Annotated in this window: 24 protein-coding genes and 4 tRNA genes; 16 read left to right on the top strand and 12 right to left on the bottom strand. The window is 66.3% G+C overall.

Features of this window, described 5'->3' with window-relative positions; translation table 11 throughout:
- Positions 1–26 precede the first annotated feature (26 nt).
- The 4 genes from uvrC (at position 27) to AzCIB_RS13765 (ending at position 3,097) form a co-directional block, all read left to right on the top strand.
- Positions 27–1,838, top strand: a complete 1,812-nt coding sequence (gene uvrC / locus AzCIB_RS13780; protein ID WP_050416420.1) for an excinuclease ABC subunit UvrC — start codon at positions 27–29, stop codon at positions 1,836–1,838.
- A gap of 33 nt (positions 1,839–1,871) precedes the next feature.
- On the top strand, positions 1,872–2,462 hold the full coding sequence (pgsA, locus tag AzCIB_RS13775) for a CDP-diacylglycerol--glycerol-3-phosphate 3-phosphatidyltransferase (protein ID WP_050416419.1): 591 nt from the start codon (positions 1,872–1,874) through the stop codon (positions 2,460–2,462).
- 47 nt (positions 2,463–2,509) lie between these two features.
- Positions 2,510–2,594: transfer RNA gene (locus AzCIB_RS13770), tRNA-Leu, on the top strand.
- A gap of 41 nt (positions 2,595–2,635) precedes the next feature.
- Positions 2,636–3,097: a DUF1178 family protein gene (locus AzCIB_RS13765; RefSeq protein ID WP_050416418.1), complete on the top strand. Its 462-nt coding sequence runs from the start codon at positions 2,636–2,638 to the stop codon at positions 3,095–3,097.
- Between the two features lie 27 nt (positions 3,098–3,124).
- On the opposite strand, the gene AzCIB_RS13760 is transcribed toward AzCIB_RS13765, so the two are convergent.
- The 6 genes from AzCIB_RS13760 to AzCIB_RS13735 all read right to left on the bottom strand — a co-directional run bounded on the left by AzCIB_RS13760 (position 3,125) and on the right by AzCIB_RS13735 (position 7,544).
- On the bottom strand, positions 3,125–4,339 hold the full coding sequence (locus tag AzCIB_RS13760) for an alkaline phosphatase family protein (RefSeq protein WP_050416417.1): 1,215 nt from the start codon (positions 4,337–4,339) through the stop codon (positions 3,125–3,127).
- 62 nt (positions 4,340–4,401) lie between these two features.
- Positions 4,402–4,477: transfer RNA gene (locus tag AzCIB_RS13755), tRNA-Gly, on the bottom strand.
- Positions 4,478–4,486: 9 nt separating this feature from the next.
- Positions 4,487–4,560: transfer RNA gene (locus tag AzCIB_RS13750), tRNA-Cys, on the bottom strand.
- Positions 4,561–4,629: 69 nt separating this feature from the next.
- A tRNA-Gly gene (locus AzCIB_RS13745) sits at positions 4,630–4,705 on the bottom strand.
- A gap of 60 nt (positions 4,706–4,765) precedes the next feature.
- Positions 4,766–6,667, bottom strand: a complete 1,902-nt coding sequence (locus AzCIB_RS13740) for a DEAD/DEAH box helicase (RefSeq protein ID WP_050416416.1) — start codon at positions 6,665–6,667, stop codon at positions 4,766–4,768.
- 70 nt (positions 6,668–6,737) lie between these two features.
- The gene (locus tag AzCIB_RS13735; RefSeq protein ID WP_050416415.1) at positions 6,738–7,544 is read right to left on the bottom strand and encodes an inositol monophosphatase family protein; all 807 of its coding nucleotides are present in this window, start codon (positions 7,542–7,544) and stop codon (positions 6,738–6,740) included.
- 78 nt (positions 7,545–7,622) lie between these two features.
- Between AzCIB_RS13735 and AzCIB_RS13730 the strand changes: the two genes are divergently transcribed.
- The 11 genes from AzCIB_RS13730 to iscX all read left to right on the top strand — a co-directional run bounded on the left by AzCIB_RS13730 (position 7,623) and on the right by iscX (position 15,846).
- On the top strand, positions 7,623–8,351 hold the full coding sequence (locus AzCIB_RS13730) for an RNA methyltransferase (protein ID WP_050416414.1): 729 nt from the start codon (positions 7,623–7,625) through the stop codon (positions 8,349–8,351).
- Between the two features lie 43 nt (positions 8,352–8,394).
- Complete coding sequence (gene cysE / locus AzCIB_RS13725) at positions 8,395–9,162, top strand: serine O-acetyltransferase (protein WP_050416413.1); 768 nt, start codon at positions 8,395–8,397, stop codon at positions 9,160–9,162.
- A 104-nt stretch (positions 9,163–9,266) separates the two neighbouring features.
- Positions 9,267–9,749: a Fe-S cluster assembly transcriptional regulator IscR gene (gene iscR, locus AzCIB_RS13720; protein WP_050416412.1), complete on the top strand. Its 483-nt coding sequence runs from the start codon at positions 9,267–9,269 to the stop codon at positions 9,747–9,749.
- A 15-nt stretch (positions 9,750–9,764) separates the two neighbouring features.
- Positions 9,765–10,916: a cysteine desulfurase family protein gene (locus AzCIB_RS13715; protein WP_050416411.1), complete on the top strand. Its 1,152-nt coding sequence runs from the start codon at positions 9,765–9,767 to the stop codon at positions 10,914–10,916.
- Positions 10,917–10,933: 17 nt separating this feature from the next.
- Positions 10,934–12,145 (top strand): IscS subfamily cysteine desulfurase, encoded by a 1,212-nt coding sequence (locus AzCIB_RS13710; RefSeq protein ID WP_050416410.1) that lies wholly within the window; start codon positions 10,934–10,936, stop codon positions 12,143–12,145.
- 23 nt (positions 12,146–12,168) lie between these two features.
- Positions 12,169–12,552, top strand: coding sequence for a Fe-S cluster assembly scaffold IscU (iscU, locus tag AzCIB_RS13705; RefSeq protein ID WP_018992301.1), 384 nt, complete (start codon positions 12,169–12,171; stop codon positions 12,550–12,552).
- Between the two features lie 17 nt (positions 12,553–12,569).
- A complete protein-coding gene (gene iscA, locus AzCIB_RS13700; RefSeq protein WP_050416409.1) occupies positions 12,570–12,893 on the top strand; it encodes an iron-sulfur cluster assembly protein IscA in 324 nt (107 codons plus the stop codon).
- 19 nt (positions 12,894–12,912) lie between these two features.
- On the top strand, positions 12,913–13,446 hold the full coding sequence (gene hscB / locus AzCIB_RS13695; protein ID WP_050416408.1) for a Fe-S protein assembly co-chaperone HscB: 534 nt from the start codon (positions 12,913–12,915) through the stop codon (positions 13,444–13,446).
- On the top strand, positions 13,446–15,314 hold the full coding sequence (gene hscA / locus AzCIB_RS13690; protein WP_050416407.1) for a Fe-S protein assembly chaperone HscA: 1,869 nt from the start codon (positions 13,446–13,448) through the stop codon (positions 15,312–15,314). Before hscB ends, hscA begins: the two co-directional genes overlap by 1 nt.
- On the top strand, positions 15,311–15,652 hold the full coding sequence (gene fdx, locus AzCIB_RS13685) for an ISC system 2Fe-2S type ferredoxin (RefSeq protein WP_050416406.1): 342 nt from the start codon (positions 15,311–15,313) through the stop codon (positions 15,650–15,652). The genes hscA and fdx overlap by 4 nt, the downstream gene beginning before the upstream one ends.
- Entirely contained in the window at positions 15,652–15,846 is a 195-nt protein-coding gene (gene iscX, locus AzCIB_RS13680) for a Fe-S cluster assembly protein IscX (protein ID WP_050416405.1), read from the top strand. The genes fdx and iscX overlap by 1 nt, the downstream gene beginning before the upstream one ends.
- A gap of 36 nt (positions 15,847–15,882) precedes the next feature.
- Here iscX and AzCIB_RS13675 read toward each other — a convergent pair whose 3' ends face one another.
- The 6 genes from AzCIB_RS13675 to dapC form a co-directional block, all read right to left on the bottom strand.
- Complete coding sequence (locus tag AzCIB_RS13675; RefSeq protein WP_050416404.1) at positions 15,883–16,335, bottom strand: response regulator; 453 nt, start codon at positions 16,333–16,335, stop codon at positions 15,883–15,885.
- Positions 16,336–16,400: 65 nt separating this feature from the next.
- Positions 16,401–17,357: a 50S ribosomal protein L3 N(5)-glutamine methyltransferase gene (gene prmB, locus AzCIB_RS13670; RefSeq protein ID WP_050416403.1), complete on the bottom strand. Its 957-nt coding sequence runs from the start codon at positions 17,355–17,357 to the stop codon at positions 16,401–16,403.
- An 11-nt stretch (positions 17,358–17,368) separates the two neighbouring features.
- Positions 17,369–18,514 carry a succinyl-diaminopimelate desuccinylase gene (gene dapE, locus AzCIB_RS13665; RefSeq protein ID WP_050418374.1) on the bottom strand — a complete coding sequence of 382 codons (1,146 nt, stop codon included), beginning with the start codon at positions 18,512–18,514 and terminating at the stop codon, positions 17,369–17,371.
- A gap of 55 nt (positions 18,515–18,569) precedes the next feature.
- Complete coding sequence (locus AzCIB_RS13660) at positions 18,570–19,757, bottom strand: PilT/PilU family type 4a pilus ATPase (protein ID WP_050416402.1); 1,188 nt, start codon at positions 19,755–19,757, stop codon at positions 18,570–18,572.
- A gap of 76 nt (positions 19,758–19,833) precedes the next feature.
- Positions 19,834–20,655, bottom strand: coding sequence for a 2,3,4,5-tetrahydropyridine-2,6-dicarboxylate N-succinyltransferase (gene dapD / locus AzCIB_RS13655; RefSeq protein WP_050416401.1), 822 nt, complete (start codon positions 20,653–20,655; stop codon positions 19,834–19,836).
- 20 nt (positions 20,656–20,675) lie between these two features.
- Positions 20,676–21,869 (bottom strand): succinyldiaminopimelate transaminase, encoded by a 1,194-nt coding sequence (dapC, locus tag AzCIB_RS13650; protein WP_050416400.1) that lies wholly within the window; start codon positions 21,867–21,869, stop codon positions 20,676–20,678.
- Positions 21,870–22,023: 154 nt separating this feature from the next.
- Here dapC and smc point away from each other — a divergent pair, with 154 nt between their 5' ends.
- Complete coding sequence (gene smc / locus AzCIB_RS13645) at positions 22,024–25,551, top strand: chromosome segregation protein SMC (RefSeq protein ID WP_050418373.1); 3,528 nt, start codon at positions 22,024–22,026, stop codon at positions 25,549–25,551.
- The last annotated feature ends 61 nt before the right edge of the window (positions 25,552–25,612 follow it).

The following is a 25,612-nucleotide window of genomic DNA, read 5'->3' as shown; positions in this document are numbered from 1 at the left end:
TTCATCCGGCTCGGAGTCCGCCGGCAATGACCGATCCCGCCGCGCCTTTCGACGCCAAGGCCTTCCTGAAGACGGTGCCCGAGGAGCCCGGTGTCTATCGCATGATAGGCGCAGAGGAACGGGTGCTGTATGTCGGCAAGGCCAAGAATCTCAAGCGGCGGGTGTCGAGCTACTTCCTCCGCACGCAGCCCAGTCCGCGCATCGCCCTGATGGTCGCGCAGATCCGGCGCGTCGACGTGACGGCGACGCGTTCGGAGGCCGAGGCGCTGATCCTCGAGAACAACCTCATCAAGAGCCTCGCTCCGCGCTACAACATCCTGTTTCGCGACGACAAGTCGTATCCCTACATCGAACTCTCGGGCGACGGGTTTCCGCGTCTGGCCTACCATCGGGGAGCCTTCGCGAAGGGTGCGCGCTACTTCGGGCCCTTTCCGAACGCTTACGCCGTGCGCGAGAGCATCCATCTGTTGCAGAAGACCTTCCAGCTGCGCACCTGCGAGAACTCGGTGTTCCTGAACCGTTCGCGCCCGTGCCTGCTGCATCAGATCAAGCGCTGCACGGCCCCCTGTGTCGGCCTGATCGACCGTGACGACTACGCGGCCGACGTGAAGCTTGCGGCGCGCTTTCTGGACGGGCGTGCGTCCGAGGTCATCGCCGACCTGACAGCACGCATGCACTCCGCCGCCGAGCGGCTAGCGTTCGAGGAAGCGGCGGCGATCCGCGACCAGGTGCGCGTGCTGCAGGCCGTGCTGCAGCGGCAGTATGTCGACAGCCGCAGGGACGAGGACGTCGACATCATCGCCGCGGTCGAGGAGGGTGGGCTGACCTGCGTGAATATCGCGATGGTGCGGGGCGGCCGGCACCTCGGTGACCGTCCCCAGTTCCCGAGCGCCGCGGCGGGCTGCGGTGCGCTCGACGGCGCGCTAGCCTTCGTCGAGCAGCATTACCGTGATCACGGCATGCCGGCGCGCCTGTTGCTCGACGTGCCGCTGGAGCCGATCAAGGCCTTGATGGCGGAGATCAGCGACAAACCATGCGCCCTGGTGATGCCGCGCAGCGCCGCCGAAAAGGCGTGGATGGAAATGGCGGAGAATAATGCGCGTCTCGCAATTCTCGCCCGTGCGCGCGACACGGGGCGCAGCGAGGCACGTCTGGAGGCGCTGCGCGAGGTGCTGGACCTGCCGGAGGCGCCGCGCCGCGTCGAGTGTTTCGACATCAGCCACACGATGGGCGAGGCGACGGTCGCGTCCTGCGTCGTGTGCGTCGATGGCGCGATGAAGAATTCCGAATATCGCCGCTACAACATCGCCGGCATCACCGGCGGCGACGACTTCGCGGCGATGCGTCAAGTGCTGGAGCGCCGCTACGGCAAGATCGCTGCGGGCGAGGGGCTGTGCCCCGACCTGATTCTGATCGACGGCGGCAAGGGGCAGGTGAGTTCTGCACTCGAAGTGTTGACCGAGGTCGGGCTCGAGTCGATCGCGATGGTTGGCGTCGCCAAGGGCGAGGAGCGCAAGCCGGGCCTGGAGACGCTGATCTTCCCGGACGGGCGCGCTCCGCTGAATCTCGCGTCGGATCATCCCGCGCTGCATCTGATTCAGGAAATCCGCGACGAGGCGCACCGCTTCGCGATCACGGGCCACCGCGCGCGCCGGGCGAAGGCGCGCATTGGCTCGCGCCTCGAGGACATCCCCGGGGTCGGTGCGACCCGGCGGCGCAACCTGCTCGCGACCTTCGGCGGGCTCGACGGCGTGCGTGCGGCCACGGTCGAGGACCTGTGTCGCGTCGATGGCGTGAGCCGAAAGCTCGCCGAAGCGATATACAATGCGCTGCACTAGCCATGTATTTGTCGCATTTCCGTCATCTTCTCAATGCAGATCAACATCCCGAACTCGCTGACCTGGGCGCGCATCGCGCTGATACCGCTCTTCGTCGGCGTCTTTTACCTTCCGGAACAGTGGCTTGATCCGCAGGAGAAGAATCTCGCCGCGACCCTGATCTTCATCGTCGCTGCGGTGACGGACTGGTTCGACGGCTACCTCGCGCGGGCGCTGAACCAGACCTCGGCCTTTGGCGCCTTCCTCGATCCCGTTGCCGACAAGCTGATGGTTGCAGCCGCGCTGATCCTGCTCGTGCAGCTTGCGCGCGTCGATTCGATCATCGCCGTGGTCATCATCGGGCGTGAGATCACCATTTCCGCGCTGCGCGAATGGATGGCGCGCATCGGCGAGTCCGCGGGTGTCGCGGTTGCGTTCGTCGGCAAGCTGAAGACCGCCGCGCAGATGACCGCGATTCCTCTCCTGCTGTATGACGCACCCTTGTTGCATCTGAACGTCAGGCTGTTCGGCGAGATCCTGATCTATGCCGCGGCGGCGCTGACCTTGTGGTCGATGGGCTATTACCTGCATCGCGCGATGCCCCATCTGGCCAACGAAGGAAGTAAGTCGCGGCGTCCCGGTTGATGCTGGGCAGGGGCGTCGTCGCACGGTAGAATGCCCAGCCCTCGCGGGCCGGGATGGTGAAATCGGTAGACACAGCAGACTTAAAATCTGCAGCCCTAGGGCGTACGGGTTCGAGTCCCGTTCCCGGCACCACGCGCCAACGGGCATGCGTTTGCCCAAGTCCGGAAGTTCACGTGATCGTTCTCAATCTCAGCTGCGACGATGAGCACCTGTTCGAGGGCTGGTTTGCCTCGTCGGCGGCTTATGACGAGCAGCGCGATCGGGGATTGGTGTCCTGTCCGGTATGCGGATCGACCACGATTTCGCGGCGCCCCAGTGCGCCGTATGTGAACACGGGGGCGTCGGCCCCGGTGCCGGAGAGAAAGTCCAGCTTGCCGGCCGGTGCCGAAGCGGCGCCAGCTGCTGCGGTGGCGCCGGATGCTGATGTGGTTGCTGCGGCGATGGCGATGTTGCGCCGTCTCGGCCGGGAGTCGGAGGACGTGGGCGATCGCTTCGCCGACGAAGCCCGGCGTATCCATCATGGCGATAGCGAGGCGCGTAATATTCGCGGTCGTGCGACGCGCGACGACGTCAGCGAGCTGATGGACGAGGGCATCGCTGTTCTGCCCTTGCCGGCGGACGAGGATCTGCACTAAGGGTTTTGTCGGCGCGTAGGCTGATCGTCAGCAGCGCGCCTGGACCAGAGGGATCCACATTTCGTCGGGCGACAGCCCGCCGTGAACGCCGATCATCGCGTGTTCCTGTTCGCCTGGAACATGGTCGCGAATCGTCCAGCCCGGTTCCATCATCAGCGCATGAGTCCCGATGCGCTCCCGCAGTCGCCGGTGAGGTCTGCCTGGGCCGAAGACGCCGAGGCCGATCAAGTCGTCCGAACGCGCAACGATCGCCTTTCCCGTCAGGCACTCGCGTGCCAGCAGCTCGAAATCGCGTTCCGCTCCGCGGCGCACGGAGCAAAAAGCGGCACGCCGTTCGCCGAACAGCGGGGCTGCCAGCATGGTTTGCAGTCCGGGCAGGGTGGCCAGATCGATCACGCGCTCCGGCGGCGAGTCGATGAAGCCGTGATCGGCCGTGAGGACGATGTCGGTACCGCTCCCGTGCAGTCGTTCGAGGAGCTGCCCGAAGGCCGCGTCGATGCGCTCGAAGTGAGTGATGACCTCCTTCGAGTTGCAGCCGTAGGCGTGGCTGAGGCCGTCGAAGGTCGGGTAGTAGGCATGCACGAGGACGGGGTCGCTTCCGCTCTCCCTGATCGCCCCGGCGATTGTGTCGATCATTCCCTGCAGACCCTTGTAGCCCAGGGTGCTTGCTCCGCGGCTGTGACGGCGCGAGTAGGGTGTGAATGCCAGTTCACGGGGCGAGACGAAGATCGCAGGACGCTTGCGGCGCTGGAAGAGTGTGCGATAGGCGAAGAGCCGGGGCACGGCCAGCGGGCCCCGCAGGGGGGCGCCGCCGCGCCGGATGGCTGGCAGCGGTGCGATGACGCCGCCGAAGCGCCGGTCGTGGATGAACCACCCCGTCAGGCCATGGCATGCGGGTGCGAGACCCGTCATCGTCGTCGTGACGGCACTTGCGGTGGTGCTCGGAAATACGGAGGTGAGGCGGCCCGTCCGGTGAGCGAGGAGTGCTCCGCTGGCACTGGTGCGCTGCAGGAACATGTCGCCAAGGCCGTCGATGAGGATGAAGACGAGCTTGCGCGGGGCGCTCTCCGTGCCAAGGGGTGCGGACGGTCCGGGTGCGTGCCAGGGGCGGCCATCGAGATAAGTCCCCACGCTGCGCGCCAGCCCGAACAGGCCGCCGTCGCGATAGTCGGGAAGCACGGCATTCTGCGGCAACTCGATGCGTGGCCGATCGGAGGGCGCTCGTCGCCGGGAGGGGGACATGAAGATGGGCGGCAGAAAGACAAAAAGGGAAGGTGCATCGGCACCTTCCCTTTGTCAATTACTGGAGCGGGAAACGAGTCTCGAACTCGCGACCTCAACCTTGGCAAGGTTGCGCTCTACCAACTGAGCTATTCCCGCGTGTACTTCTGGAGGCGCGAGCCGGAGTCGAACCGACCTACACGGATTTGCAATCCGGTGCATAACCGCTTTGCTATCGCGCCAGTTGTCTGCTCTGACTCCCGATACGCCTCGATCGGGTGAAAAGGCTTTACGGAGCCTTTTCGAGAATCTGGAGCGGGAAACGAGTCTCGAACTCGCGACCTCAACCTTGGCAAGGTTGCGCTCTACCAACTGAGCTATTCCCGCGAAAGACCGCCATTATAGGTCGTAATCTGGCGGTGTCAACTGCCTCCTGAGAGCTCGTTTTTAGCGATCGCGCTGCGGCTTCTTCTTGGCCGGTTTGAAGCCAGTGCCCTGCGTGTCGCGATGGTCGGAGTGGAACGGCTTACCGCCCTGCGGGCGATCGCCGCCAGGTTTGCCGGCGGGCTTGTCCCACGGTTTCGCAAAGGGTTTGCGGGGCGCGTCCTCGCCGCGCGGAGCGGGCTTCGCGCCGAAGCGCGGGCCGGGGCCGGGCCGGGGGCGCGCGGCGTCGCGCTGCGCCTCGTCGTGGTCCAGCGGACGGATGTTCAGCTGGCGCTGCCGCACGCGCACACGACGCAGGATGTCGAGGACGTCGTTCGGCAGGTCGCCCGGCAGTTCGACGGTGCTGTAATCCTCGTACAGGTTGATCTGGCCGATGAAGCGGCTTTCGATGCCGGCTTCGTTCGCGATCGCGCCCACGATGTCCTTGGGGGTCGCCTGCTGGTTGCGGCCGACCTCGATGCGGTAGCGCTGCAGGCGTCCATCGGCGAAGTCGCGGCGGCGCTCCAGGAGGGCGTCGCGGTTTTCGCGCGGGGGGCGTTCCGCGCGCGGGGCGGATTGGGCTGCGGCGATGTCCGGGCCGGCGCTCCGCGGCAGCTGCAAGGGGCGTTCGCGCTGTGCGAGGAAGGCGAGGGCGGCGGCAATGTCGTGGAGGTCGGCGTCGTGGCTGTCCTCCATGCCGGCGACGACCTCGCGGAAGAAGTCGAGGTCTTCGGATTCGAGCACCGTCGCCACCTGCTGGCGGAAGGCGGTCACGCGCTTGTCGGCGACGGCTTCGCGTGACGGCAGTTGCAGCGGTTCGATCGGCTGGCGCGTCGCCCGTTCGATCACCTTCAGCATGCGCATCTCGCGCGGCGCGACGAAGAGGATGGCGCTGCCGGTGCGGCCTGCGCGACCGGTGCGGCCGATGCGGTGAACGTAGGCCTCGGTGTCGTAGGGGATGTCGTAGTTGATGACGTGGCTGATGCGCGGCACGTCCAGGCCGCGCGCGGCGACGTCGGTCGCGACGACGATGTCGAGGCTGCCGCCCTTGAGCTGTTCGATGACCCGTTCGCGCAGCTGCTGGGTCATGTCGCCGTTCAGTGCGGCGGCGGCATAGCCGCGCGCCTCGAGCTTCTCGGCGAGCTCGACGGTGGCGGTCTTGGTACGTACGAAGACGATCGCGGCGTCGAACTCCTCCTCGACCTCGAGGATGCGCGTGAGGGCGTCGAGCTTGTGCGCGACGGCGATCTGGCAGAAGCGCTGGCGGATCGTCGTCACGGTGGTCGTGGCGGTCTTGATCTTCACCTCGCGCGGCTCGCGCAGGTAGCGGTGCGCGACGCGCCGGATCGCGTCCGGCATCGTCGCGGAGAACAGCGCGGTCTGCCGTTCCGCCGGGACGTGCTCGAGGATCCATTCGACGTCGTCGATGAAGCCCATGCGCAGCATCTCGTCGGCCTCGTCGAGCACCAGCGTCTTGAGGTCGCCGAGGTTGAGGCTCGCGCGCTCGATGTGGTCCATCACGCGTCCCGGGGTGCCGACGACGACATGCGCGCCGCGGCTCAGTTGGCGCAGCTGCACGACCATACTCTGGCCGCCGTATATCGGCAGCACGTGAAAGCCGGGCAGGTTCTTCGCATAGCGCTGGAAGGCCTCGGCAACCTGGATCGCGAGTTCGCGTGTCGGGGTCAGTACGAGGACCTGCGGGTTGCGGGCGGAGAGGTCGAGGCGGTCGAGCAGCGGCAGCGCGAAGGCCGCCGTCTTGCCGGTGCCAGTCTGGGCTTCGCCCAGCAGGTCATGCCCGGCGCGCAGGTGCGGGATGCAGGCTGCCTGGATCGGCGACGGGGTTTCGTATCCGATGCCGGCGAGGGCTTCGAGGATCGGGGGGCTCAGCTCGAGCTGTGCAAAGGATTCGATAGTGGGGTTCATTGGGGGTCGTGACTTTCGCGGCGATGGTCGCGGCGGGGCGGACGGGCAGGGCCGGTCCGCCCGCGGAGGCTCAGGCCCGCAGTGCAGCGCTGCGGTGGGCCTGGATGATGGGCAGGATCTGCCCGAAGATCTTGGGACTGCCGGCGACGACGTTGCCGGTTTCCATGTAGGTGCTTTCGCCGGCGAAGTCGCTCACCAGACCGCCCGCTTCCTGAATCAGCAGCGCGCCGGCTGCCATGTCCCAGGGTTGCAGGCCCATCTCCCAGAAGCCGTCGAGGCGTCCGCAGGCCACGTAAGCGAGGTCGAGCGAGGCGGCGCCGGGGCGGCGGATGCCGGCGGTCTTCTGCGTCAGGTCCTTGAACATCGCGAGGTAGGCGTCGACGTGGTCGAACTCGCGGAACGGAAAGCCCGTGCCGATCAGCGATTCGTTCAGGCGGACGCGCTTGGAAACACGGATGCGGCGGTCATTGAGGAAGGCGCCGCGGCCCTTGGTGGCGGTGAACAGCTCGTTGCGCGTCACGTCGTAGACAACGCCCTGATCGAGCACGCCGTTCTTCGTCAGCGCGATCGAGATCGCGTACTGGGGGAAGCCGTGGATGAAGTTCGTCGTGCCGTCGATCGGGTCGATGATCCACTGGTATTCGCTGTCGGAGGACTGCGCGGACGCGCCCGACTCCTCTGCTAGAATGCCGTGCTCCGGGTATGCTTCGCGCAGAACCTCGATGATGGCGGCCTCGGCCGCCTGGTCGACCTCGGTGACGAAATCGTTCGGGGACTTGGCTTGGACCGACACTTGGTCCAGCTGCAGCGAGGCGCGATTGATGATGGAGCCCGCGCGGCGGGCGGCTTTCACTGCGATGTTCAGGGTGGGGTGCATGCGCGTCGGTCTCGCTGGAGTCGGGGGCCCGGAGAGCGTCCCGCTCGAAAGAATTCCAATAAAACGAAGCATTTTAATATGAACAGCGCCATCGCGCTCGACCGCATCCGCATCGTACTTTCCCGTACAAGCCATCCGGGCAACATCGGCGCCGCTGCGCGCGCGATGAAGACGATGGGGCTTGGCCGGCTTTGGCTGGTCGCACCCGCCTCCTTTCCCGATCCGGTGGCGGAGGCGCGCGCCTCCGGGGCTGGAGATCTCCTCGCGGCCGCGCGGGTTGTCGGCTCGCTCGAGGAGGCGCTCGAGGGCACGATCCTGTCGGCCGCCGTCACGGCACGGCGGCGCGAGCGCTCGGTGCCGGTGCGCAATGCGCGCGAGGCGGCCCCGGAACTGGTGTCGTTTGCCGACAAGGGCGAGGTCGCACTGGTGTTCGGCAACGAAACGAGCGGGCTCACGAACGAGGAGGTTGCGCTGTGCTCGCTGCCGGTGACGATTCCTGCAAACCCTGCATTTTCATCGCTCAATCTCGGAGCCGCGGTGCAGCTGCTGTGTTATGAGCTGCGCATGGCGGCGCTGCATCCGGTTCCGCCCGCGGAGCCACTCCCGGACCTGGCTGCGTTCGAGGAGATCGAGGGGTTTCATCGTCATCTGGAAAAGGCGATGACGGTCAGCGGTTTCTACGACCCGGCAAATCCCAAGCGCCTGTTGCAGCGCTTGCGCCGCCTGTTCGGCCGCATACGGCTCGAAAAGGAGGAAGTGAACATCCTCCGCGGCATCATTAGTGCGTTCGAAAGCAAAGCTGAGTAAAATACTCGGAAATAGAAAAACGGGACACCGGAGCAAGTAACTCATGTTCAGCCGTCTGCGCGAAGATCTGGCCAGCGTTCGTGAACGCGACCCCGCCGCCCGCTCGACCTGGGAGGTGCTGACCTGCTATCCCGGCGTGCATGCGCTGTTCCTGCACCGCTTCGCGCATGGTGCGTGGAAGCGCGGCTTCTACTGGGTGGGGCGATTCGTCAGCCACGTCAGCCGCTTTTTTACCGGTATCGAAATCCATCCGGGGGCGACGATAGGCAGGCGCGTCTTCATCGACCACGGCATGGGCGTGGTGATCGGCGAGACGGCGGAGATCGGGGATGACTGCACGATCTATCAGGCGGTGACGCTGGGCGGCACCTCCCTGTATCGCGGGACGAAGCGTCATCCGACGCTGGGAAAAGGCGTCGTGATTGGTGCCGGCGCCAAGGTGCTAGGCGGGTTCACGGTCGGTGATGGCGCGCGCGTCGGATCCAATGCTGTCGTCGTGAAGCCGGTTCCCGCGGGCGCGACCGCTGTGGGCAACCCTGCGCGCGTCATCGAGCCGGACCGGGACAACGCGCGCGACCGTGCTCGCGAGCAGAAGGCCGAGCAGATGGGCTTCTCCGCCTATGGCGTGACGAAGCAGATGGACGACCCGCTAAGCAAGGCGCTGCATGGACTGCTCGATCACGCGGTCGAGACGGACCGTCGCATCCAGATGCTGGTGGAGCGTCTTGAGAAGGCCGGATTCAACCTCGACGTGGCGATCGAGAGGAGCGACGAATTCGACGCCGAGCGCCTATCGAAGATGGTTGATTGAGTGAAATCCGATTAGTTGACTGATTTTGTCGGGCTCCGTATAGTTGAGCGAAACGTTCGGGTATTCCCCCGGGCGAGAATCTCCGCGACAGAAGGAGCTCCGACATGAGACTGACCACCAAAGGACGTTTTGCCGTCACCGCGATGATTGATCTGGCATCGCGCCAGGCCGAGGGGCCGGTTACGCTGGCCGGCATTGCCGACCGGCAGAAAATCTCCCTGTCGTATCTCGAACAGTTGTTCGGCAAGTTGCGCCGCCACAAGCTGGTCACCAGCGTGCGTGGTCCGGGCGGAGGTTATCGGCTGGCGCGCGACATGTCGCGCATTACCGTTGCCGACATCATCGTCGCGGTGGACGAGCCGCTTGACGCGACGCAGTGCGGAGGCAAGCAGAACTGCCAGGACGAGCATCGCTGTTCGACGCACGACCTGTGGGCGAACCTCAACAAGCGCATGTACGAGTATCTCGATTCGGTGACGCTGAACGCGCTGGTCCATCGCGAGGTCAAGCCGGATCCGGACATGAGCGTCCTCAAGGACGTGCGCCGGCGCGCGATGGTCGCGATGCGCGAGGCAGCGGCGGCCTGACGGGACGGTTCGAGCGTGTTCGCCCCCGTCTATCTCGACTGGAACGCCACTGCCCCGCTCGAGCCGGCCGTGCGCGACGCGATGCTGCCGTGGCTCGGCAGCCGCTTCGGCAACGCATCGAGCCGGCACGAATACGGGCGCCAGGCGCGTGCCGCGGTCGACGAGGCGCGTGCGCAGGTCGCAGCGGCGGTCGGTGCCCACGCGACGGAAGTGATCTTCACGAGTGGCGGTACCGAGGCGAACAATCTGTTCGTGAAGGGCGCGGCCGGCCTGATGAAGCCGGGGCTGATCGCGATCAGCGCGATCGAGCATCCGTGCGTGCGCGAACCGGCGAAGCAGTTGCGCCGCGCCGACTGGACGCTGCGTGAAATCGCCGTCGATCGTGCCGGGTTGGTCAAGCGCACCGACTGGCTGGCCGTGCTGGCGGCGAAACCCGTCCTCGTGTCGGTGATGCTCGCGAACAACGAGACGGGCGTGCTGCAGGACGTAGCGACGCTCGCCCGCGAGGCGAAGGAAGCCGGTGCCTGGTTCCATTCCGACGCGGTCCAGGCGCTGGGCAAGATCGGCGTGGATTTCCGCGCGCTGGGTGTCAATGCAATGACGCTGTCGGCGCACAAGGTCGGCGGACCGCTGGGGGCGGGCGCCCTGATTGTCGACAAGCGGCTGGAATTGGCGCCGCTGCTCGCCGGTGGCGGGCAGGAGCGCGGCCTGCGCTCGGGCACAGAGAACGTCGCAGCGATTGTCGGCTTCGGCGTCGCGTGCGAGTTGGCAGCGGCACGTGTGTCCGGAGAAAATGTCCGTCTATGCGGCCTGCGGGATGCGCTGGAAGCAGGACTGGCGGCGCACGGCATGCGGATTTTCTCGGCCGGTGCGCCGCGCCTGCCGAATACCGTGTTCTTCGCCGCCGAAGGCATGGATGGCGAGACCCTAGTGGCGCGGCTCGATCGGGCAGGTTTCGCATGTGCGAGCGGATCGGCGTGTTCGAGCGCGAATCCGGAGCCGTCACACACCCTGCTGGCGATGGGCGTCGAGCGTGAGACCGCGCGCGGCGCGGTGCGTGTCAGCCTGGGGCGCGACACGCAGGAAAAGCATGTAGTCGATTTTCTGGCTTGCCTGGGGCAGCAGATGAGCGAACTGAACAATCTGACCGCCGTGGCGGTTCAATGATCGACGGAGGAGTACCGATGCTGAAGTTTCCGATTTACCTGGACTATTCCGCTACCACGCCGGTCGATCCGCGCGTCGCGCAGGCAATGATCCCCTGGCTCACCGAGCATTTCGGCAACCCGGCGAGCCGTTCGCACGCCTACGGCTGGGAAGCCGAAAAGGTGGTCGAGGATGCACGCGAGCAGGTCGCGGCGCTGGTGAATGCCGATCCGAAGGAAATCGTGTGGACTTCAGGCGCGACCGAGTCGAATAACCTCGCGATCAAGGGTGCCGCGCAGTTCTACAAGGGCAAGGGCAAGCACATCATCACCGTGAAGACCGAGCACAAGGCCGTGCTCGACACCTTCCGCGAGTTAGAACGCCAAGGCTTCGAGGCGACCTATCTCGACGTGCAGGAGAACGGCCTGATCGATATGGCCGCGTTCAAGGACGCGCTGCGCCCGGACACGGTCCTCGTGTCGGTGATGTTCGTGAATAACGAGATCGGCGTGATCCAGCCGATCGCCGAGATCGGCGAGATCTGCCGCGAGAAGGGCATCGTGTTCCACGTCGATGCGGCGCAGGCGACGGGCAAGGTCGAGATCGACCTGCAGACGCTCAAGGTCGACCTGATGTCCTTCTCCGCGCACAAGACCTACGGTCCGAAGGGTATCGGCGCGCTGTACGTGCGCCGCAAGCCACGTGCTCGCCTCGAGGCGCAGATGCATGGCGGTGGTCACGAGCGTGGCCTGCGTTCCGGCACGCTGGCGACGCACCAGATCGCCGGCATGGGCGAAGCCTTCCGTATCGCGCGCGAGGAGATGAAGGTCGAGAACGAGCGCATCCGCATGCTGCGCGACCGCCTGCTGAAGGGGCTGCAGGACATCGAGGCGACCTATGTGAACGGCGACCTCGAGCACCGCGTCCCGCACAACCTGAACATTTCCTTCGCCTATGTAGAAGGCGAGTCGATGATCATGGCGGTGAAGGACATCGCCGTATCGAGCGGTTCGGCCTGTACCTCGGCCAGCCTGGAGCCGTCCTATGTCTTGCGCGCGCTCGGACGCAACGACGAACTCGCCCATAGCTCGATCCGTTTCTCGATCGGCCGCTTTACGACCGAAGAGGAAATCGACTACACGATCGACCTCATGCACAAGAAGATCGGCAAGCTGCGCGAACTGTCGCCGCTGTGGGAAATGGTGCAGGAAGGCGTCGATCTGAATACCGTGCAGTGGGCAGCCCACTGAGCACCTGAGACAGGAGAACGATAATGGCATACAGCGAAAAAGTGCTCGACCACTACGAGAATCCCCGCAACGTCGGCGCCTTCTCGAAGGAGGACGAAGGCGTGGGCACCGGCATGGTCGGCGCCCCCGCCTGTGGCGACGTGATGAAGCTGCAGATCAAGGTGGGCAAGGATGGCGTCATCGAGGATGCCAAGTTCAAGACCTACGGTTGTGGTTCGGCGATCGCGTCGAGCTCGCTGGTGACCGAATGGGTCAAGGGCAAGACGGTCGAACAGGCGCTCGAGATCAAGAATACGCAGATCGCCGAGGAACTCGCGCTGCCGCCGGTCAAGATTCACTGTTCGATCCTCGCCGAGGACGCGATCAAGGCGGCCGTGGCAGACTATAAGAAGAAACACGAAGGCTGAAACCTGGAGGCGGAATCATGAGCGTCACTGTTAGCACGAGCGCAGCCAAGCACGTTTCGAACTTCATCGCCAAGCGCGGCAAGGGCTTCGGGATCCGTCTCGGGGTGCGGACTTCGGGTTGTTCGGGCATGGCCTACCGCCTCGAATTCGTCGACGAGACGCACGAGGACGACGTGGTGTTCGAGAGCAACGGCGTGAAGGTTGTCATCGACCAGAAGAGCTTGGCCTATCTTGACGGCACCGAGCTCGATTTCGTCCGCGAGGGCCTGAACGAAGGCTTCAAGTTCAACAATCCGAACGTCAAGGACTCGTGCGGCTGCGGCGAGAGCTTCAACGTCTGAAAGCGGCGGCCCGGATCCGATGAGCATCGACCTCCAGCAGGACTTCTTCGGGCTGTTCGGGCTGCACCGCCGGTTTCGTATCGACGAGGCGGCGCTGGAGCTCGCGTACCACGATCTGCAGGGGCGCGTGCATCCCGACCGTTTCGCACATCTGCCCGACAGCGAGAAGCGGCTGTCGATGCAGTGGGCGACGCAGGTGAATGAAGGCTTCCGCACGCTGCGCAAGCCGCTGCCGCGCGCAACCTATCTCCTCGAACTGATGGGTGTCGACGCCGGGCTGCATACGAACACTGCGATGGCGCCGGCCTTCCTGATGGAGCAGATGGAGTGGCGCGAGGCGGTCGAGGAGGCACGGGCGGCGGGTGACTCGGAGGAACTCGCGCAGCTCCACACCCGCCTGCGCCAGCATTCGCGCGAGGTGTTCGACGAACTCGCGCGGCAGTGTGACGACGAGCATGACTATGCGGGTGCCGCGGAAACCGTGCGTCGCCTGATGTTCATGGAAAAACTACAACACGAGATCGACGACGCCCTCGAGGCGCTGGAGAGCTGATGGCACTTCTGCATATCGCCGAACCCGGTCTGTCGACCGAACCGCACAAGCACCGCCTGGCTGTAGGCATAGACCTCGGCACGACCAACTCGCTCGTTGCCACGGTGCGCAACGGTATCGCCGTGTGCCTCGTCGATGAGGAGGGGCGTGCGATGCTTCCGTCCATCGTCCGCTACCACGCCGACGGCAGGATCGAGGTCGGTCGCAGCGCGATGGCGGCGCACGCGACCGACCCCAGGAACACCATCATTTCGGTGAAGCGCTTCATGGGGCGCGGCGTGAAGGATGTCGCCTACATCGAATCAATGCCCTACGACTTCGTCGATGCGGGCGGGATGCTGCGCCTGCGCACGGTGCAGGGCGTGAAGTCGCCCGTCGAGGTGTCGGCGGAAATCCTCAAGGTTCTCGCCGCGCGCGCGCAGGCGAGCCTGGGCGGCGAACTCACGGGCGCGGTGATCACGGTGCCGGCCTATTTCGACGACGCGCAGCGCCAGGCGACGAAGGATGCGGCGAAACTCGCCGGTATCAACGTGCTGCGACTGCTCAACGAGCCCACCGCGGCGGCGGTCGCGTACGGTCTCGACAACGCGGCGGAGGGGGTCTATGCGGTCTATGACCTCGGCGGCGGCACCTTCGACCTGTCCATCCTCAAGCTTTCGCGCGGCATCTTCGAGGTGCTGGCGACCAATGGCGATGCGGCGCTCGGTGGCGATGACTTCGATCACCGGCTGTTCTGCTGGGCGCTGGACCAGAGCGAGATCGATCCGCCTTCGAGCGAGGATGCCCGCCGTCTGCTGCTGAAGGCGCGCGACGCGAAGGAATTGCTGACCGCGTGCGAAGAGGCCTCGATCAAAGCGACGCTGGGGTCCGGCGAAAAGGTCGATCTCGTCGTTACGCGGGACCAGTTCGCCGACATGACGAAGCACCTCGTGCAGAAGACCGTCGCGCCGATGCGCAAGGTGCTGCGCGATGCGGGCCTCGCGCCCGAGGACATCAAAGGCGTCGTGATGGTTGGCGGCGCAACGCGCATGCCGCACGTGCAGCGCGCAGTGGCCGAGTTCTTCGGCCAGGAGCCGCTCACGAACCTCGATCCCGACAAGGTCGTTGCGCTCGGCGCGGCGATCCAGGCGAACGTGCTGGCGGGCAACCGCAAGGAAGAGGACGACTGGCTGCTGCTCGATGTGATCCCGCTGTCGCTCGGCCTCGAGATGATGGGGGGGCTCACCGAGAAGATCGTGCCGCGCAATTCGACGCTGCCGATCGCGCGGGCGCAGGAGTTCACAACCTACAAGGACGGGCAGACCGCCATGGCCTTCCACGTCGTGCAGGGTGAGCGCGAGCTCATCGCCGACTGTCGGTCGCTGGCGCGCTTCGAGCTGCGCGGCATCCCGCCGATGGCGGCCGGTGCAGCGCGTATCCGCGTGACCTTCCAGGTCGATGCCGACGGCCTGTTGTCGGTCTCGGCGCGGGAAATGTCGTCGGGCGTCGAGGCCAGCGTGCTGGTGAAGCCGTCCTATGGCCTGACGGATGACGAGATCGCCGGCATGCTGCGCGACGGCGTCGAGCGTGCGTCCGAGGACATCGACGCGCGCGCGTTGCGCGAGCAGCAGGTCGAGGCCGACCGCGTGATCGAGGCGACCCTCGTCGCGCTGGAACAGGACGGCGATCTGTTGAGTGCAGACGAGCGTGCGGCGATCGACGCGGCCATCGCCGCAACCCGCGAAACCGCGGTGGGTCATGACTCGCGTGCGATCAAGCGCAGCACGGATGCGCTCTCGCGTGCGACCAACGAATTTGCCGCCCGCCGCATGGACAAGAGCATCCGTTCGGCGCTGGCGGGTCACAAGGTGGATGAGATTCAGGTATGACGCAGATCATCGTATTGCCGCACGTGGAACTCTGTCCGGACGGGACGGTGATCGAGGCGGAGCCGGGCACGTCGATATGCGACGCGCTGCTGCGCAACGGTATCGAGATCGAGCATGCGTGCGAGCAGTCCTGTGCCTGCACGACCTGTCACGTGATCGTGCGCGAGGGGTTCGACGCGCTCGACGAGGCCGAGGAAGAGGAGGAGGACCTCCTCGACAAGGCTTGGGGCCTGGAGCCGCAGTCGCGCCTTTCCTGTCAGGCGGTCGTCACTGAAACGCCACTGGTCGTCGAGATCCCCCGCTACACCATCAACATGGCCCGGGAGGGCAAGCACTGATGAAGTGGACCGAGGTTCAGGAGATCGCCATCCAGCTCGCGGACAAGTTCCCCGAGACCGATCCGACGCGCGTCAATTTTGTCGACCTGATGAACTGGGCGATGGCCCTTCCCGAGTTCGACGACGATCCGCAGCACTGCGGCGAACGCGTGCTGGAGGCCATCCAGCAAGCCTGGATCGACGAAGTGGCCTGACGCGACTGCAGAGAATCGCCGGGCCGCGCTTTAGCCTCAGTAGCGGAGCGTGTTGTCCGGCGATTCGTTCAGGCCGAGCCAGTATCGGGCGATCAGCGCGGTTGCGCGCTCGAACTCCTGCGCGTCGAGGGGTTTCCGCACGTAGCTGTTGGCGCCGAGCCGGTAGGCTTCGCGGATATCTTCCGGCGTTCCGGACCTGGCGAACATTACGACCGGCATCAGCGAGGTCCTGAGTTCGGCCCGGATGCGGCGCAGCACCTCGAGGCCCTCGATCCGGGGAAGGTCGGGATCGAGCACGACAACGGCCGGCTGGGTCGTCGGTTTCGGCGTCGGGTGATCGTTTTCGGTGGACAGGAAGGCGAGGGCCTCGATGCCGTCTCGCGCGACGACGAAGCGGTTGCCGAATCCGTTCGCGCGCAGTGAAGCAAGTGCCCGGGCCTCATGGTCCGGGTCGCCTTCAACCAGCAGGACGTAACTGCCGCCAGCCATGCCACCACCTCCTCATTCCTGACGAGTCGTGGCGGCGGCGCCGGCGGTCCCGCCGCCCGCGGACGTCAGGTTTGGGCTTCGGGCAGCTCCTCTGCGCGCAGCAGGAAGACCATGTCGTCCCCGCCGCTGGAAGACAGCCACACGAAGGGCAAGTCGGGGAAGGCCGCTTCCACGATATGACGATTATGCCCCACTTCGACCGCGAGCACGCCACCGGGATTGAGGTGCGCGCGGCCTTCGGCGAGGATGCGGCGCACCACGTCGAGACCGTCTTCGCCTGCCGCGAGCGCCATCCGCGGCTCATGGAGGTATTCGGCCGGCAGCGTTTCCATCGAATCGGCGGTGACGTAGGGCGGATTGCTGATGATGAGGTCGAAACGGCGTCCCGCGAGTCCGGCGAACACGTCGCTCTTCACGAGCTCGACCTGCTCCTCGAGGCCGTATTCGGCGACGTTGAGGTGCGCCACCTCGAGCGCATCGTCGGACAGGTCGGCGCCGACCACGCGGGCGTTAGGGAAGGCGTGCGCCATCAGGACTGCCAGGCAGCCGGATCCGGTGCACAGGTCCAGTGCGCTGCCGACGCGTTCCGCATCGTCGATCCAGGGCGCGAAGCCGTTTTCGAGCATTTCGGCGAAGAATGAGCGGGGCACGATCACGCGTTCGTCGACGTGGAAGCGGAAATCGCCCAGCCAGGCCTCGCCGGTGAGGTAGGCGGCCGGGACGCGCTCCTCGGCGCGGCGCTCGATGACCGCGAACAGGGCTTCACGTTCATCGCTGGTGATGCAGGCGTCGAGGAAGGGTTCGAGGCGGTCGAGCGGCAGCGACAGGGTGTGCAACAGCAGCCACACGGCCTCGTCGTAGGCGTCGGCGCATCCGTGGCCGAAAAACAGGCCGGCTCGGCTGAAACGGGTGACGGCGTAGCGCAGCCAGTCGCGCAGGGTGACGAGTTCGGCGAGCGGGCCGCTCTCGTGTTCGTGCGTGTGCTCTTCGCCAGTGTCGCAGTGTTCGCAGTGGTCGGTCATGCTCGGTCTCGTCAGCGCGCGAGGAGGGCGCGCAGGGTACGTTCGTAGATCAGGGAAAGCGGTTCGATCGCGTCGATGGCGACGCGTTCGTCGAGCTTGTGGATGGTGGCGTTGACGGGCCCGAACTCGACGACTTCCTTGCAGATGTCGGCGATGAAGCGCCCGTCCGAAGTGCCGCCGCTGGTCGACAGCTCGGTCTCGACGCCCACCGTTTCGCGGATCGCGCCGCCGATCGCCTCGACGAGCTTGCCGCGGCCGGTCAGGAAGGGTTTGCCCGAAAGATGCCAGTCCAGCGTGTAGTCGAGCCCGTGGCGGTCGAGCACGGCGTGGGTGCGTCGCTTGAGTTCGTCGGCGGTGCTGACCGACGCGAAGCGGAAGTTGAACAGCACTTCGCACTCGCCAGGAATCACGTTGTTCGCGCCCGTGCCGGCGTGGATGTTGGACACTTGCCAGGTCGTCGGCGGGAAGAATTCGTTGCCCTCGTCCCAGCGCGTCGCGGCGAGTTCGGCGAGCGCCGGCGCGAACTCGTGGATCGGGTTGCGCGCGAGTTGCGGGTAGGCGACGTGGCCCTGCACGCCCTTGACGCGCAGCGTGCCGGAGAGCGAACCGCGCCGGCCGTTCTTGATCATGTCGCCGAGCGTCTTCACCGACGTCGGCTCGCCGACGATGCAGTAGTCGAGGGTCTCGCCGCGGGCCGTCAATGCCTCGACGACCTTGACGGTGCCGTGGGTGGCGATGCCTTCCTCATCCGAGGTCAGCAGCAGCGCGATCGAGCCCCGATGGTCGGGGTGGTCGGCGACAAAACGTTCGATCGCCGTCACGAAGGCGGCTAGCGAGGTCTTCATGTCGGCGGCGCCGCGGCCGTACAGGTGGCCGTCGCGCACGGTCGGCTCGAAGGGATGCGAGGTCCAGGATTCGAGGGGGCCGGTCGGGACGACGTCGGTGTGGCCGGCGAGGCATAGCACGGGGCTGGTGTCGCCGCGGCGCGCCCACAGGTTGCACACGCCGCCAGTGTCGATGCGCTCGAAGCGGAAGCCGAGCGGGACGAGGCGCGCGGTGATGAGGTCCAGGCAGCCGCCGTCTTCGGGCGTTACCGACGGACGGGAAATGAGTTCGCAGGTGAGCGCGAACGTTGCGTTCGGGGAGGTGTCAGTCATTGCCATCGGGCGGCGGGTGCCGCCCCGGGGTCAGGGTTGGGGACGCGTGGCGCACTCAGTGCGCCGGGCCGTCGTCGAGGTGCAGCGCGAATTCGCTGAACGAGGTGCCGTCGGCATTCTTGTTTTGGGGTTCGAAGTCGACCGAAGGTGGGGCGTCGGAACCTTCAGCGCTGGGCGCAGCGTTGATCTGCGCGTTGTTGATCAGCCACGCGAGGTTGGTCGGGGAATCGGCGTTCGCGAGCGCCTCTTCGAAGCTGATGATGCCTTCGCGGTAGAGGCGGTGCAGGTCCTGCTCGAAGGTCTGCGACCCGGGCGCGAGGCTCTGCTGCATTGCTTCCTTGACCTCGTTCAGTTCGCCGCGCTCTACCAGTTCGGAGACGTGGCGTGTGTTCATGAGGATCTCGACCGCCGGAATGCGCATGCCGTCGGGTTTGCGCACGAGGCGCTGGGAGATGATGCACTTGAGCGCGACCGCAAGGTCGAGGAAGAGCAGGGAACGGTTTTCCAGCGGGAAGAAGTTAACGATGCGGTTCAGCGCGTGGTAGGCGTTGTTCGCATGCAGCGTCGCGAGGCACAGGTGGCCCGTCTGCGAGTAGGACAGGGCGGCCTGCATCGTCTCGCGGTCGCGGATTTCGCCGATCAGGATGCAGTCGGGCGCCTGGCGCATCGCGTTGCGCAGCGCCTCGTGCCAGCTCAGGGTGTCGATGCCGACCTCGCGCTGGTTGACGACCGACTTGCGGTGCTTGAACAGGTATTCGATCGGGTCCTCGACCGTGAGGATGTGGCCGGAGCGGTTGCGGTTGCGGTGGTCGATCATCGACGCGAGCGTCGTCGATTTGCCGGAGCCGGTCGCGCCGACGACGAGGATCAGGCCGCGTTTTTCGGTCACGACTTCGGACAGCACGGGCGGCAGGCCCAGGGATTCGAGCGAGGGGATCTCGCCCTGGATGTAGCGCACCACGATTGCGATACTGTGGCGCTGCCAGAAGACGTTGACGCGGAAATTGCCGAAGTCGCGCCGGCCGAAGGACAGGTTGAGCTCCTTCTCGCGCTCGAAGGTCTCGATCTGCTCCGGGTTCATCATCTCGTAGATCATCCGCTTGATCATGGCGGGATCCATGACCTGCTGGTTGATCGGCATGGTGATGCCCTGGATCTTGATGTGGATCGGGGCGCCGGCTGAGATAAAGATGTCCGAAGCGAGCTTTTCCGCCATCAGTTGGAACAGCTTGTCGAAAATCATCCGGAGATTCTCCTGAGCGTGGTTGGGCGGACTTCGGTGTCGGGGCGGCCGCGCACGGCCGCCCGGGAAAGGGCGATCAGGCGCCGCGCAACAGTTCGTTGATGGCGGTCTTGGCGCGGGTCTGCGCGTCGACGCGCTTGACGATCACGGCGCAGTACAGGCTGTACTTGCCGTCGGCCGAGGGCAGGCTGCCCGGCACGACGACGGCGCCGGACGGCACGCGGCCATAGAAGACCTCGCCGGTCTCGCGGTCGTAGATCTTGGTGCTCTGGCCGATGTACACACCCATCGACAGCACGGCGTTCTCCTCGATGATCACGCCTTCGACCACTTCCGAGCGCGCACCGACGAAGACGTTGTCTTCGATGATGACGGGGCCGGCCTGCACCGGTTCGAGCACGCCGCCGATGCCGACGCCGCCCGACAGGTGCACGTTCTTGCCGATCTGGGCGCAGGAGCCGACGGTGGCCCAGGTGTCGACCATCGAGCCTTCATCGACGTAGGCGCCGATGTTCACGTAGGACGGCATCAGCACGACGTTCTTGCCGATGAAGCTGCCCTTGCGCGCGACGGCGGGCGGCACGACGCGGAAGCCGCCTTCGCGGAACTGCTCGGGGGTGTAGTCGCCGAACTTGGTCGGCACCTTGTCGAAGAAATTCAGCGCGCCGGCCGACTGCACCTCGTTGTCGCGCAGGCGGAAGGAGATCAGCACGGCCTTCTTGATCCACTGGTTGACGGTCCAGGTGCCGTCGATCTTCTCGGCGACGCGCAGCTTGCCGCTGTCCAGTCCGTCGATGACGGTGGCAACGGCGTCGCGCACGATTACGGGGGCCGAAGAGGGCGACAGGCTGGCGCGGTTCTCGAAGGCTTCGTCGATGATCTTTTGCAGGTCTTGCATGGGGGGTTTCCGTTTGTATTTCAAAGAGTTTGGCAGAATGCGGCGATGCGCTCGGCGGCCTCGACGCATTCTGCAGTTTCGGCTACGAGTGCGATTCGCACGAACCCGGCGCCCGGATTGACGCCGTTCGATTCCCGGGCGAGGAAGCTGCCCGGCAGAACCGTCACATTATATGCAGCCTGCAGGCGGCGGGCGAACTCGGTGTCGCCGATGGGGGTCTGCGCCCAGAGGTAGAAACCGGCGTCGGGACGCTGCACTTTCAGGTGCTTCGCGATGATCGGCATCGCGCGGTCGAACTTCTCGCGGTACAGGCGGCGGTTCTCGACGACGTGCGCCTCGTCGTTCCACGCGGCCACCGAGGCGGCCTGGATCGGCAGACTCATTGCGCAGCCGTGGTAGGTGCGGTAGCGCAGAAAGCCCTTCAGCACCTTCGCGTCGCCGGCGACGAAGCCCGAGCGCATGCCCGGCACGTTCGAGCGCTTGGACAGGCTGGAGAACATCACGAGGTTGCGGAAGTCGCTGCGCCCGAGGGCGTGGGCGGCCTGCATCGCACCGACCGGGGGCGCGTCGTCGTCGAAGTAGATCTCCGAGTAGCACTCGTCGGCGGCGATCACGAAGCCGTAGCGGTCCGACAGCTCGAACAGGCGCGCCCATTCCGCCTGCGAGAGCATGCGGCCGGTCGGATTTCCCGGCGAGCACACGAACACCAGCTGGACGTCGCGCCACACCGCATCGGGAATGCTGTCGAAATCCGAGCCGAAACCGTTTTCCGGCAGGTTGTTGAGGAACACCGGCTCGGCGCCGGCGAGCAGGGCCGCGCCTTCGTAGATCTGGTAGAACGGGTTCGGGCTCAGCACCTTGGCGCCGGGGCGGCTGCCGTCGATTACCGCCTGGGCGAAGGCGAACAGCGCTTCGCGCGAGCCGTTGACCGGCAGCACCTGGGTCGCCGGATCGACCCTGGGCAGGCCGAAGCGGCGTTCCAGCCAGCCGGCGATCGCCACGCGTAGCGGGTCGCCGCCGATCGTCGCGGGGTAGTTCGCGAGCCCCTGCAGATTGTCCGTGAGGGCCTGCATGATGAAGGGCGGAGTCGGGTGCTGGGGTTCGCCGATCGACAGGCGGATCAGTTTCAGGTCGGCCGGGGGAACGACGCCGTCGAGCAGCGCGCGCAGTTTTTCGAAGGGATAGGGCTGGAGGCGGTCGAGGTTCGGATTCACGGCGGACTGTTTCGGCTTGTTTCGATGGGCATGCGCCTGTGCCTGAAGGCAAGGGCATTGAGCGCGCGATGTTATCATGACGCGCTTTCGCCGGCCCCGGCCGGCCCGCGCCCGACACAACTCCAGCTCCGATTCGACCCGGCTCCGTCCCGAAGTGCGTCTCTCCAAGCTCAAACTCGCCGGTTTCAAGACCTTCGTCGATCCGACCACCGTCCTCACCCCCGGCAATCTCGTCGGCGTGGTGGGGCCGAACGGCTGCGGCAAGTCGAACATCATCGATGCCGTGCGCTGGGTGCTGGGCGAGACGCGCGCGAGCGCGCTGCGCGGCGAGTCGATGCAGGACGTGATCTTCAACGGCTCGACGACGCGCAAGCCGGTGTCGCGCGCGAGCGTCGAGCTGGTGTTCGACAACGCCGAGGGTCGCGCCGCAGGGCAGTGGTCGCGCTATGCGGAAATCTCGGTCAAGCGCGTGCTCGACCGCAGCGGCGAGTCGACCTACTTCCTCAACAACGTCCAGGTCCGGCGCAAGGACGTGATCGACCTCTTCCTCGGCACCGGTCTCGGGCCGCGCGCTTACGCGATCATCGAGCAGGGCATGATCTCGCGCATCATCGAGGCGCGTCCCGAGGAGGTGCGCGGCTTCCTCGAGGAGGCCGCGGGCGTTACCAAGTATCGCGAGCGCCGCCGTGAGACCGAAGGTCGGCTGTCCGATGCGCGCGACAACCTCGCTCGCCTCGATGACATCCGCATGGAGCTGGGCGAGCGTATCGGCCACCTGGAAGTGCAGGCGGAGATCGCCGCGCGCTACCGCGACCTGAACGCCGCGCACACGCAGCGCCAGCAGCTATTGTGGCTGCTCAAACGCAACGAAGCGCGGGCCGAGCAGGCGCGGGTCGAGGGCGAACTGAATCAGCTGTCGTCGAAGATGGAGGCTGACAGCGCCCGCCTGCAGGAACTGGAAAACGCCGTCGAGGAAGCGCGCGCGGGGCACTTCGAGGCGTCCGAGGCGACGCATGCCGCGCAGTCGGACCTCTTCGCCGTGTCGGCGGAGGTGACGCGGCTGGAGGCCGAACTGCGCCATCTCGACGACGCGCGCAAGCGGCTGGAGGCACGGCTCGCACAGCTCGCGACCGACGAGGCGCACTGGCAGGAGCGCCAGACGGCGCTGGAGGCGGAGCGCGAGCGCTGGACCGGTCTGCTCGACAATGCGGCGATGCGCGCCGAGCAGGCCGAGGCGCGCCATGCCGAGATCGCAGAGCGCCTGCCCGAGGCGGAGGCTGCCCGGCAGGCTGCCGATACCACGGTTGCCGCGGCGCGCCGCGAACTCGCGCAGACCGAGCAGCAGCTGCGCGTCGAAGAGGCGAACCGCGCGAGCGCCGTGCGCGCGATGGATGCATTGAACCAGCGTCGCGGGCGTCTGGCGGGTGAATCGGGCGGCATCGAAGGTCCGGACGAGGCCGTCGTCGCCCAGCAGGAGGCGCGGCTCGAAGCCCTGCGCGAGGCGCAGGAAGGTCATCAGGAAGAACTCGCCGCCGTCCAGATGCGCCTGCCCGAGGCGCAGGCCGCGCTGAAGGCCGCGCTCGAGCACGAACGGCAGGTGCAGCGGCGCCTCACCGAACTGCGGGCGCGGCGCGATGCGCTCGTGCAGTTGCAGGCCAAGGTGCAATCGCAGGGACAGCTCGGTGACTGGTTGAAGCGCCACAAGCTGTCCGAGCTGCCGCCGCTGTGGCGCGACCTGCGGGTCGAGCCGGGCTGGGAGAGGGCGGTCGAGGCCGTGCTGCGCGAGCGGCTGGCGGCGCTGACCGGCGACGTGAGTGAAGCGGCGCGCGCGATGTTCGACGACGCGCCGCCGGGATCCTTCGCGCTCGCCTTCGGCGACGGGGTGGAGGCGGCCGCCGAGCCTGCGGCGCTGCCCGGTACGTTCGCGCTGATGGACAAGATCTCGTTTGTGGATGAAGGGCTCCGGCCGATCGTCGCCGACTGGCTGTGCGGCTGCCTGGCCACCGACGGCCTGGAGCCGTGGGTCGAGCGGCGCGGGGAACTCGCTGCGCACCAATGCCTCGTCGGACCGCGCGGGCAGATCCTTACACGGCACGCCCTGGTGCATTACGCGCCGGACAGCCGCACGCACGGCGTCATGGAGCGTCAGCGCGAGATCGACGGTCTGGCGGAACAGCAGCACGGGCTCGAAATGGAGGCCCATATCGCCCATGAAGCGCTGACTGCGGCCGAGGGGGTGGCGGCCGAGCTGCAGGATCGCGGCAATGTGCTGCGGCGCGAGCTGCAGGCGGCACAGCAGCAGGTGCATGCCGAGCAGGTCGAGCTCCTGAAGCTCACGCAGGCGCGGCAGCGCGCAGAGGAGCGCCGGGCGCAGCTCGCGCGCGACCTCGAGGACATCGTCCATCTCGAATCCACCGAACGCGAACACCTCGCCCGTGCGGAGATGGAGCAGGCGCGCGCGGCGGAGCTGGCCGAGCTGCAGCGCGAGCGCCTCGACGGCGCGCAGGAGGTGCTGGCGGAGCGCGACAACGTGCTGCGCGAGACGCGCTCGCTCGAGCAAGCCCTCGCGCGCGAATTGCAGGAGGCGCGCTTTTCGGAGCGCGAGTGCGCGGGCAAGCTCGACGACATCGCGCGCAACCTGCAGCTGGCTGGCGAACAGCTGGGGCGGATCGCAACGGAAACCGAGGCGCGCCGGCACGAGCTCGACGCGACCGACAGCGGCCGCAGCCGCGACGCGCTGCAGGAGGCGCTGGAACTGCGCGCGAGCCGCGAGACGGCGCTGGCGGCGCGACGCGACGCGCTGGAAACAGCAGCGATGCGGCTCAGGCAGACCGAGGAGCTGCGCCTGCGCACCGAGCAGGAGGCAGCGCCCGCACGCGGACGGGTTGCCGAATTGCGGCTCGCCGTGCAGGCGGCGGAACTCGCGGCGGCGCAGTTCGACGAGCGGCTGGTCGAGGCGCAGGCCGACGAGGCGGCGCTGCAGCCGCTGCTCGCGCCCGACCTGCGCGAGGGTTCGTTGGTGCGGGAAGTCGGGCGGCTGGCGCGCGAAATCGCGGAACTGGGCCAGGTCAACCTGGCGGCATTGGATGAATTGCGCAGCGCGCAGGAGCGCAAGGGCTATCTCGACGCGCAGTTCGACGACCTGATGCAGGCGATCGACACGCTGGAGGATGCCATCCGCCGCATCGACCGCGAGACGCGCGAGCAGCTGCAGGACACCTACAATACCGTGACGCAGCATTTCGGCACGCTCTTCCCGCAGCTCTTCGGTGGCGGGCAGGCGCGGCTGGTGCTCACCGGCGACGAGATCCTCGACGCGGGGATCCAGATCGTCGCCCAGCCGCCCGGGAAGAAGAACACCTCGATCCACCTGCTGTCGGGCGGCGAGAAGGCGCTGACGGCGATCGCGCTGGTGTTCTCGATGTTCCAGCTGAATCCTGCGCCGTTCTGCATGCTTGACGAGGTGGACGCGCCGCTGGACGATACGAATACCGAGCGTTATTGCCAGATGGTGAAGCGCATGTCATCGCAGACGCAGTTCATCTTCATCAGCCACAGCAAGATCACGATGGAGATCGCGCAGCAGCTCGTGGGGGTGACGATGCAGGAACAGGGCGTCTCGCGCGTGGTGGAAGTCGATATGGAAGAGGCGTTGCGCTTGGCGGAGCCGGCAGCGGCCTGAACATGAGCGCCGCCGCGCCCTGGAACGGGGGCGCTGCGGCAAGGTGGATTGCGAAGCCCAG

This window comes from Azoarcus sp. CIB (assembly GCF_001190925.1).
Lineage (GTDB): Bacteria > Pseudomonadota > Gammaproteobacteria > Burkholderiales > Rhodocyclaceae > Aromatoleum.
The sequence above is the reverse complement of the archived record's forward strand: the minus strand, read 5'-3'. Positions and strand labels throughout refer to the sequence as shown.

What these genes read in the sequence shown, in the direction of transcription:
- AzCIB_RS13710 (WP_050416410.1), top strand. Translation starts at nt 10,934, where the DNA reads ATGCTGAAGTTTCCGATTTACCTGGACTATTCCGCTACCACGCCGGTC.
- iscA (WP_050416409.1), top strand. Translation starts at nt 12,570, where the DNA reads ATGAGCGTCACTGTTAGCACGAGCGCAGCCAAGCACGTTTCGAACTTC.
- iscU (WP_018992301.1), top strand. Translation starts at nt 12,169, where the DNA reads ATGGCATACAGCGAAAAAGTGCTCGACCACTACGAGAATCCCCGCAAC.
- dapE (WP_050418374.1), bottom strand. Translation starts at nt 18,514, where the DNA reads ATGACTGACACCTCCCCGAACGCAACGTTCGCGCTCACCTGCGAACTC.
- prmB (WP_050416403.1), bottom strand. Translation starts at nt 17,357, where the DNA reads ATGACCGACCACTGCGAACACTGCGACACTGGCGAAGAGCACACGCAC.
- AzCIB_RS13660 (WP_050416402.1), bottom strand. Translation starts at nt 19,757, where the DNA reads ATGATTTTCGACAAGCTGTTCCAACTGATGGCGGAAAAGCTCGCTTCG.
- pgsA (WP_050416419.1), top strand. Translation starts at nt 1,872, where the DNA reads ATGCAGATCAACATCCCGAACTCGCTGACCTGGGCGCGCATCGCGCTG.
- AzCIB_RS13675 (WP_050416404.1), bottom strand. Translation starts at nt 16,335, where the DNA reads ATGGCTGGCGGCAGTTACGTCCTGCTGGTTGAAGGCGACCCGGACCAT.
- uvrC (WP_050416420.1), top strand. Translation starts at nt 27, where the DNA reads ATGACCGATCCCGCCGCGCCTTTCGACGCCAAGGCCTTCCTGAAGACG.
- dapD (WP_050416401.1), bottom strand. Translation starts at nt 20,655, where the DNA reads ATGCAAGACCTGCAAAAGATCATCGACGAAGCCTTCGAGAACCGCGCC.
- AzCIB_RS13740 (WP_050416416.1), bottom strand. Translation starts at nt 6,667, where the DNA reads ATGAACCCCACTATCGAATCCTTTGCACAGCTCGAGCTGAGCCCCCCG.
- cysE (WP_050416413.1), top strand. Translation starts at nt 8,395, where the DNA reads ATGTTCAGCCGTCTGCGCGAAGATCTGGCCAGCGTTCGTGAACGCGAC.
- AzCIB_RS13735 (WP_050416415.1), bottom strand. Translation starts at nt 7,544, where the DNA reads ATGCACCCCACCCTGAACATCGCAGTGAAAGCCGCCCGCCGCGCGGGC.
- AzCIB_RS13760 (WP_050416417.1), bottom strand. Translation starts at nt 4,339, where the DNA reads ATGTCCCCCTCCCGGCGACGAGCGCCCTCCGATCGGCCACGCATCGAG.
- fdx (WP_050416406.1), top strand. Translation starts at nt 15,311, where the DNA reads ATGACGCAGATCATCGTATTGCCGCACGTGGAACTCTGTCCGGACGGG.
- iscX (WP_050416405.1), top strand. Translation starts at nt 15,652, where the DNA reads ATGAAGTGGACCGAGGTTCAGGAGATCGCCATCCAGCTCGCGGACAAG.
- AzCIB_RS13730 (WP_050416414.1), top strand. Translation starts at nt 7,623, where the DNA reads ATGAACAGCGCCATCGCGCTCGACCGCATCCGCATCGTACTTTCCCGT.
- iscR (WP_050416412.1), top strand. Translation starts at nt 9,267, where the DNA reads ATGAGACTGACCACCAAAGGACGTTTTGCCGTCACCGCGATGATTGAT.
- hscB (WP_050416408.1), top strand. Translation starts at nt 12,913, where the DNA reads ATGAGCATCGACCTCCAGCAGGACTTCTTCGGGCTGTTCGGGCTGCAC.
- hscA (WP_050416407.1), top strand. Translation starts at nt 13,446, where the DNA reads ATGGCACTTCTGCATATCGCCGAACCCGGTCTGTCGACCGAACCGCAC.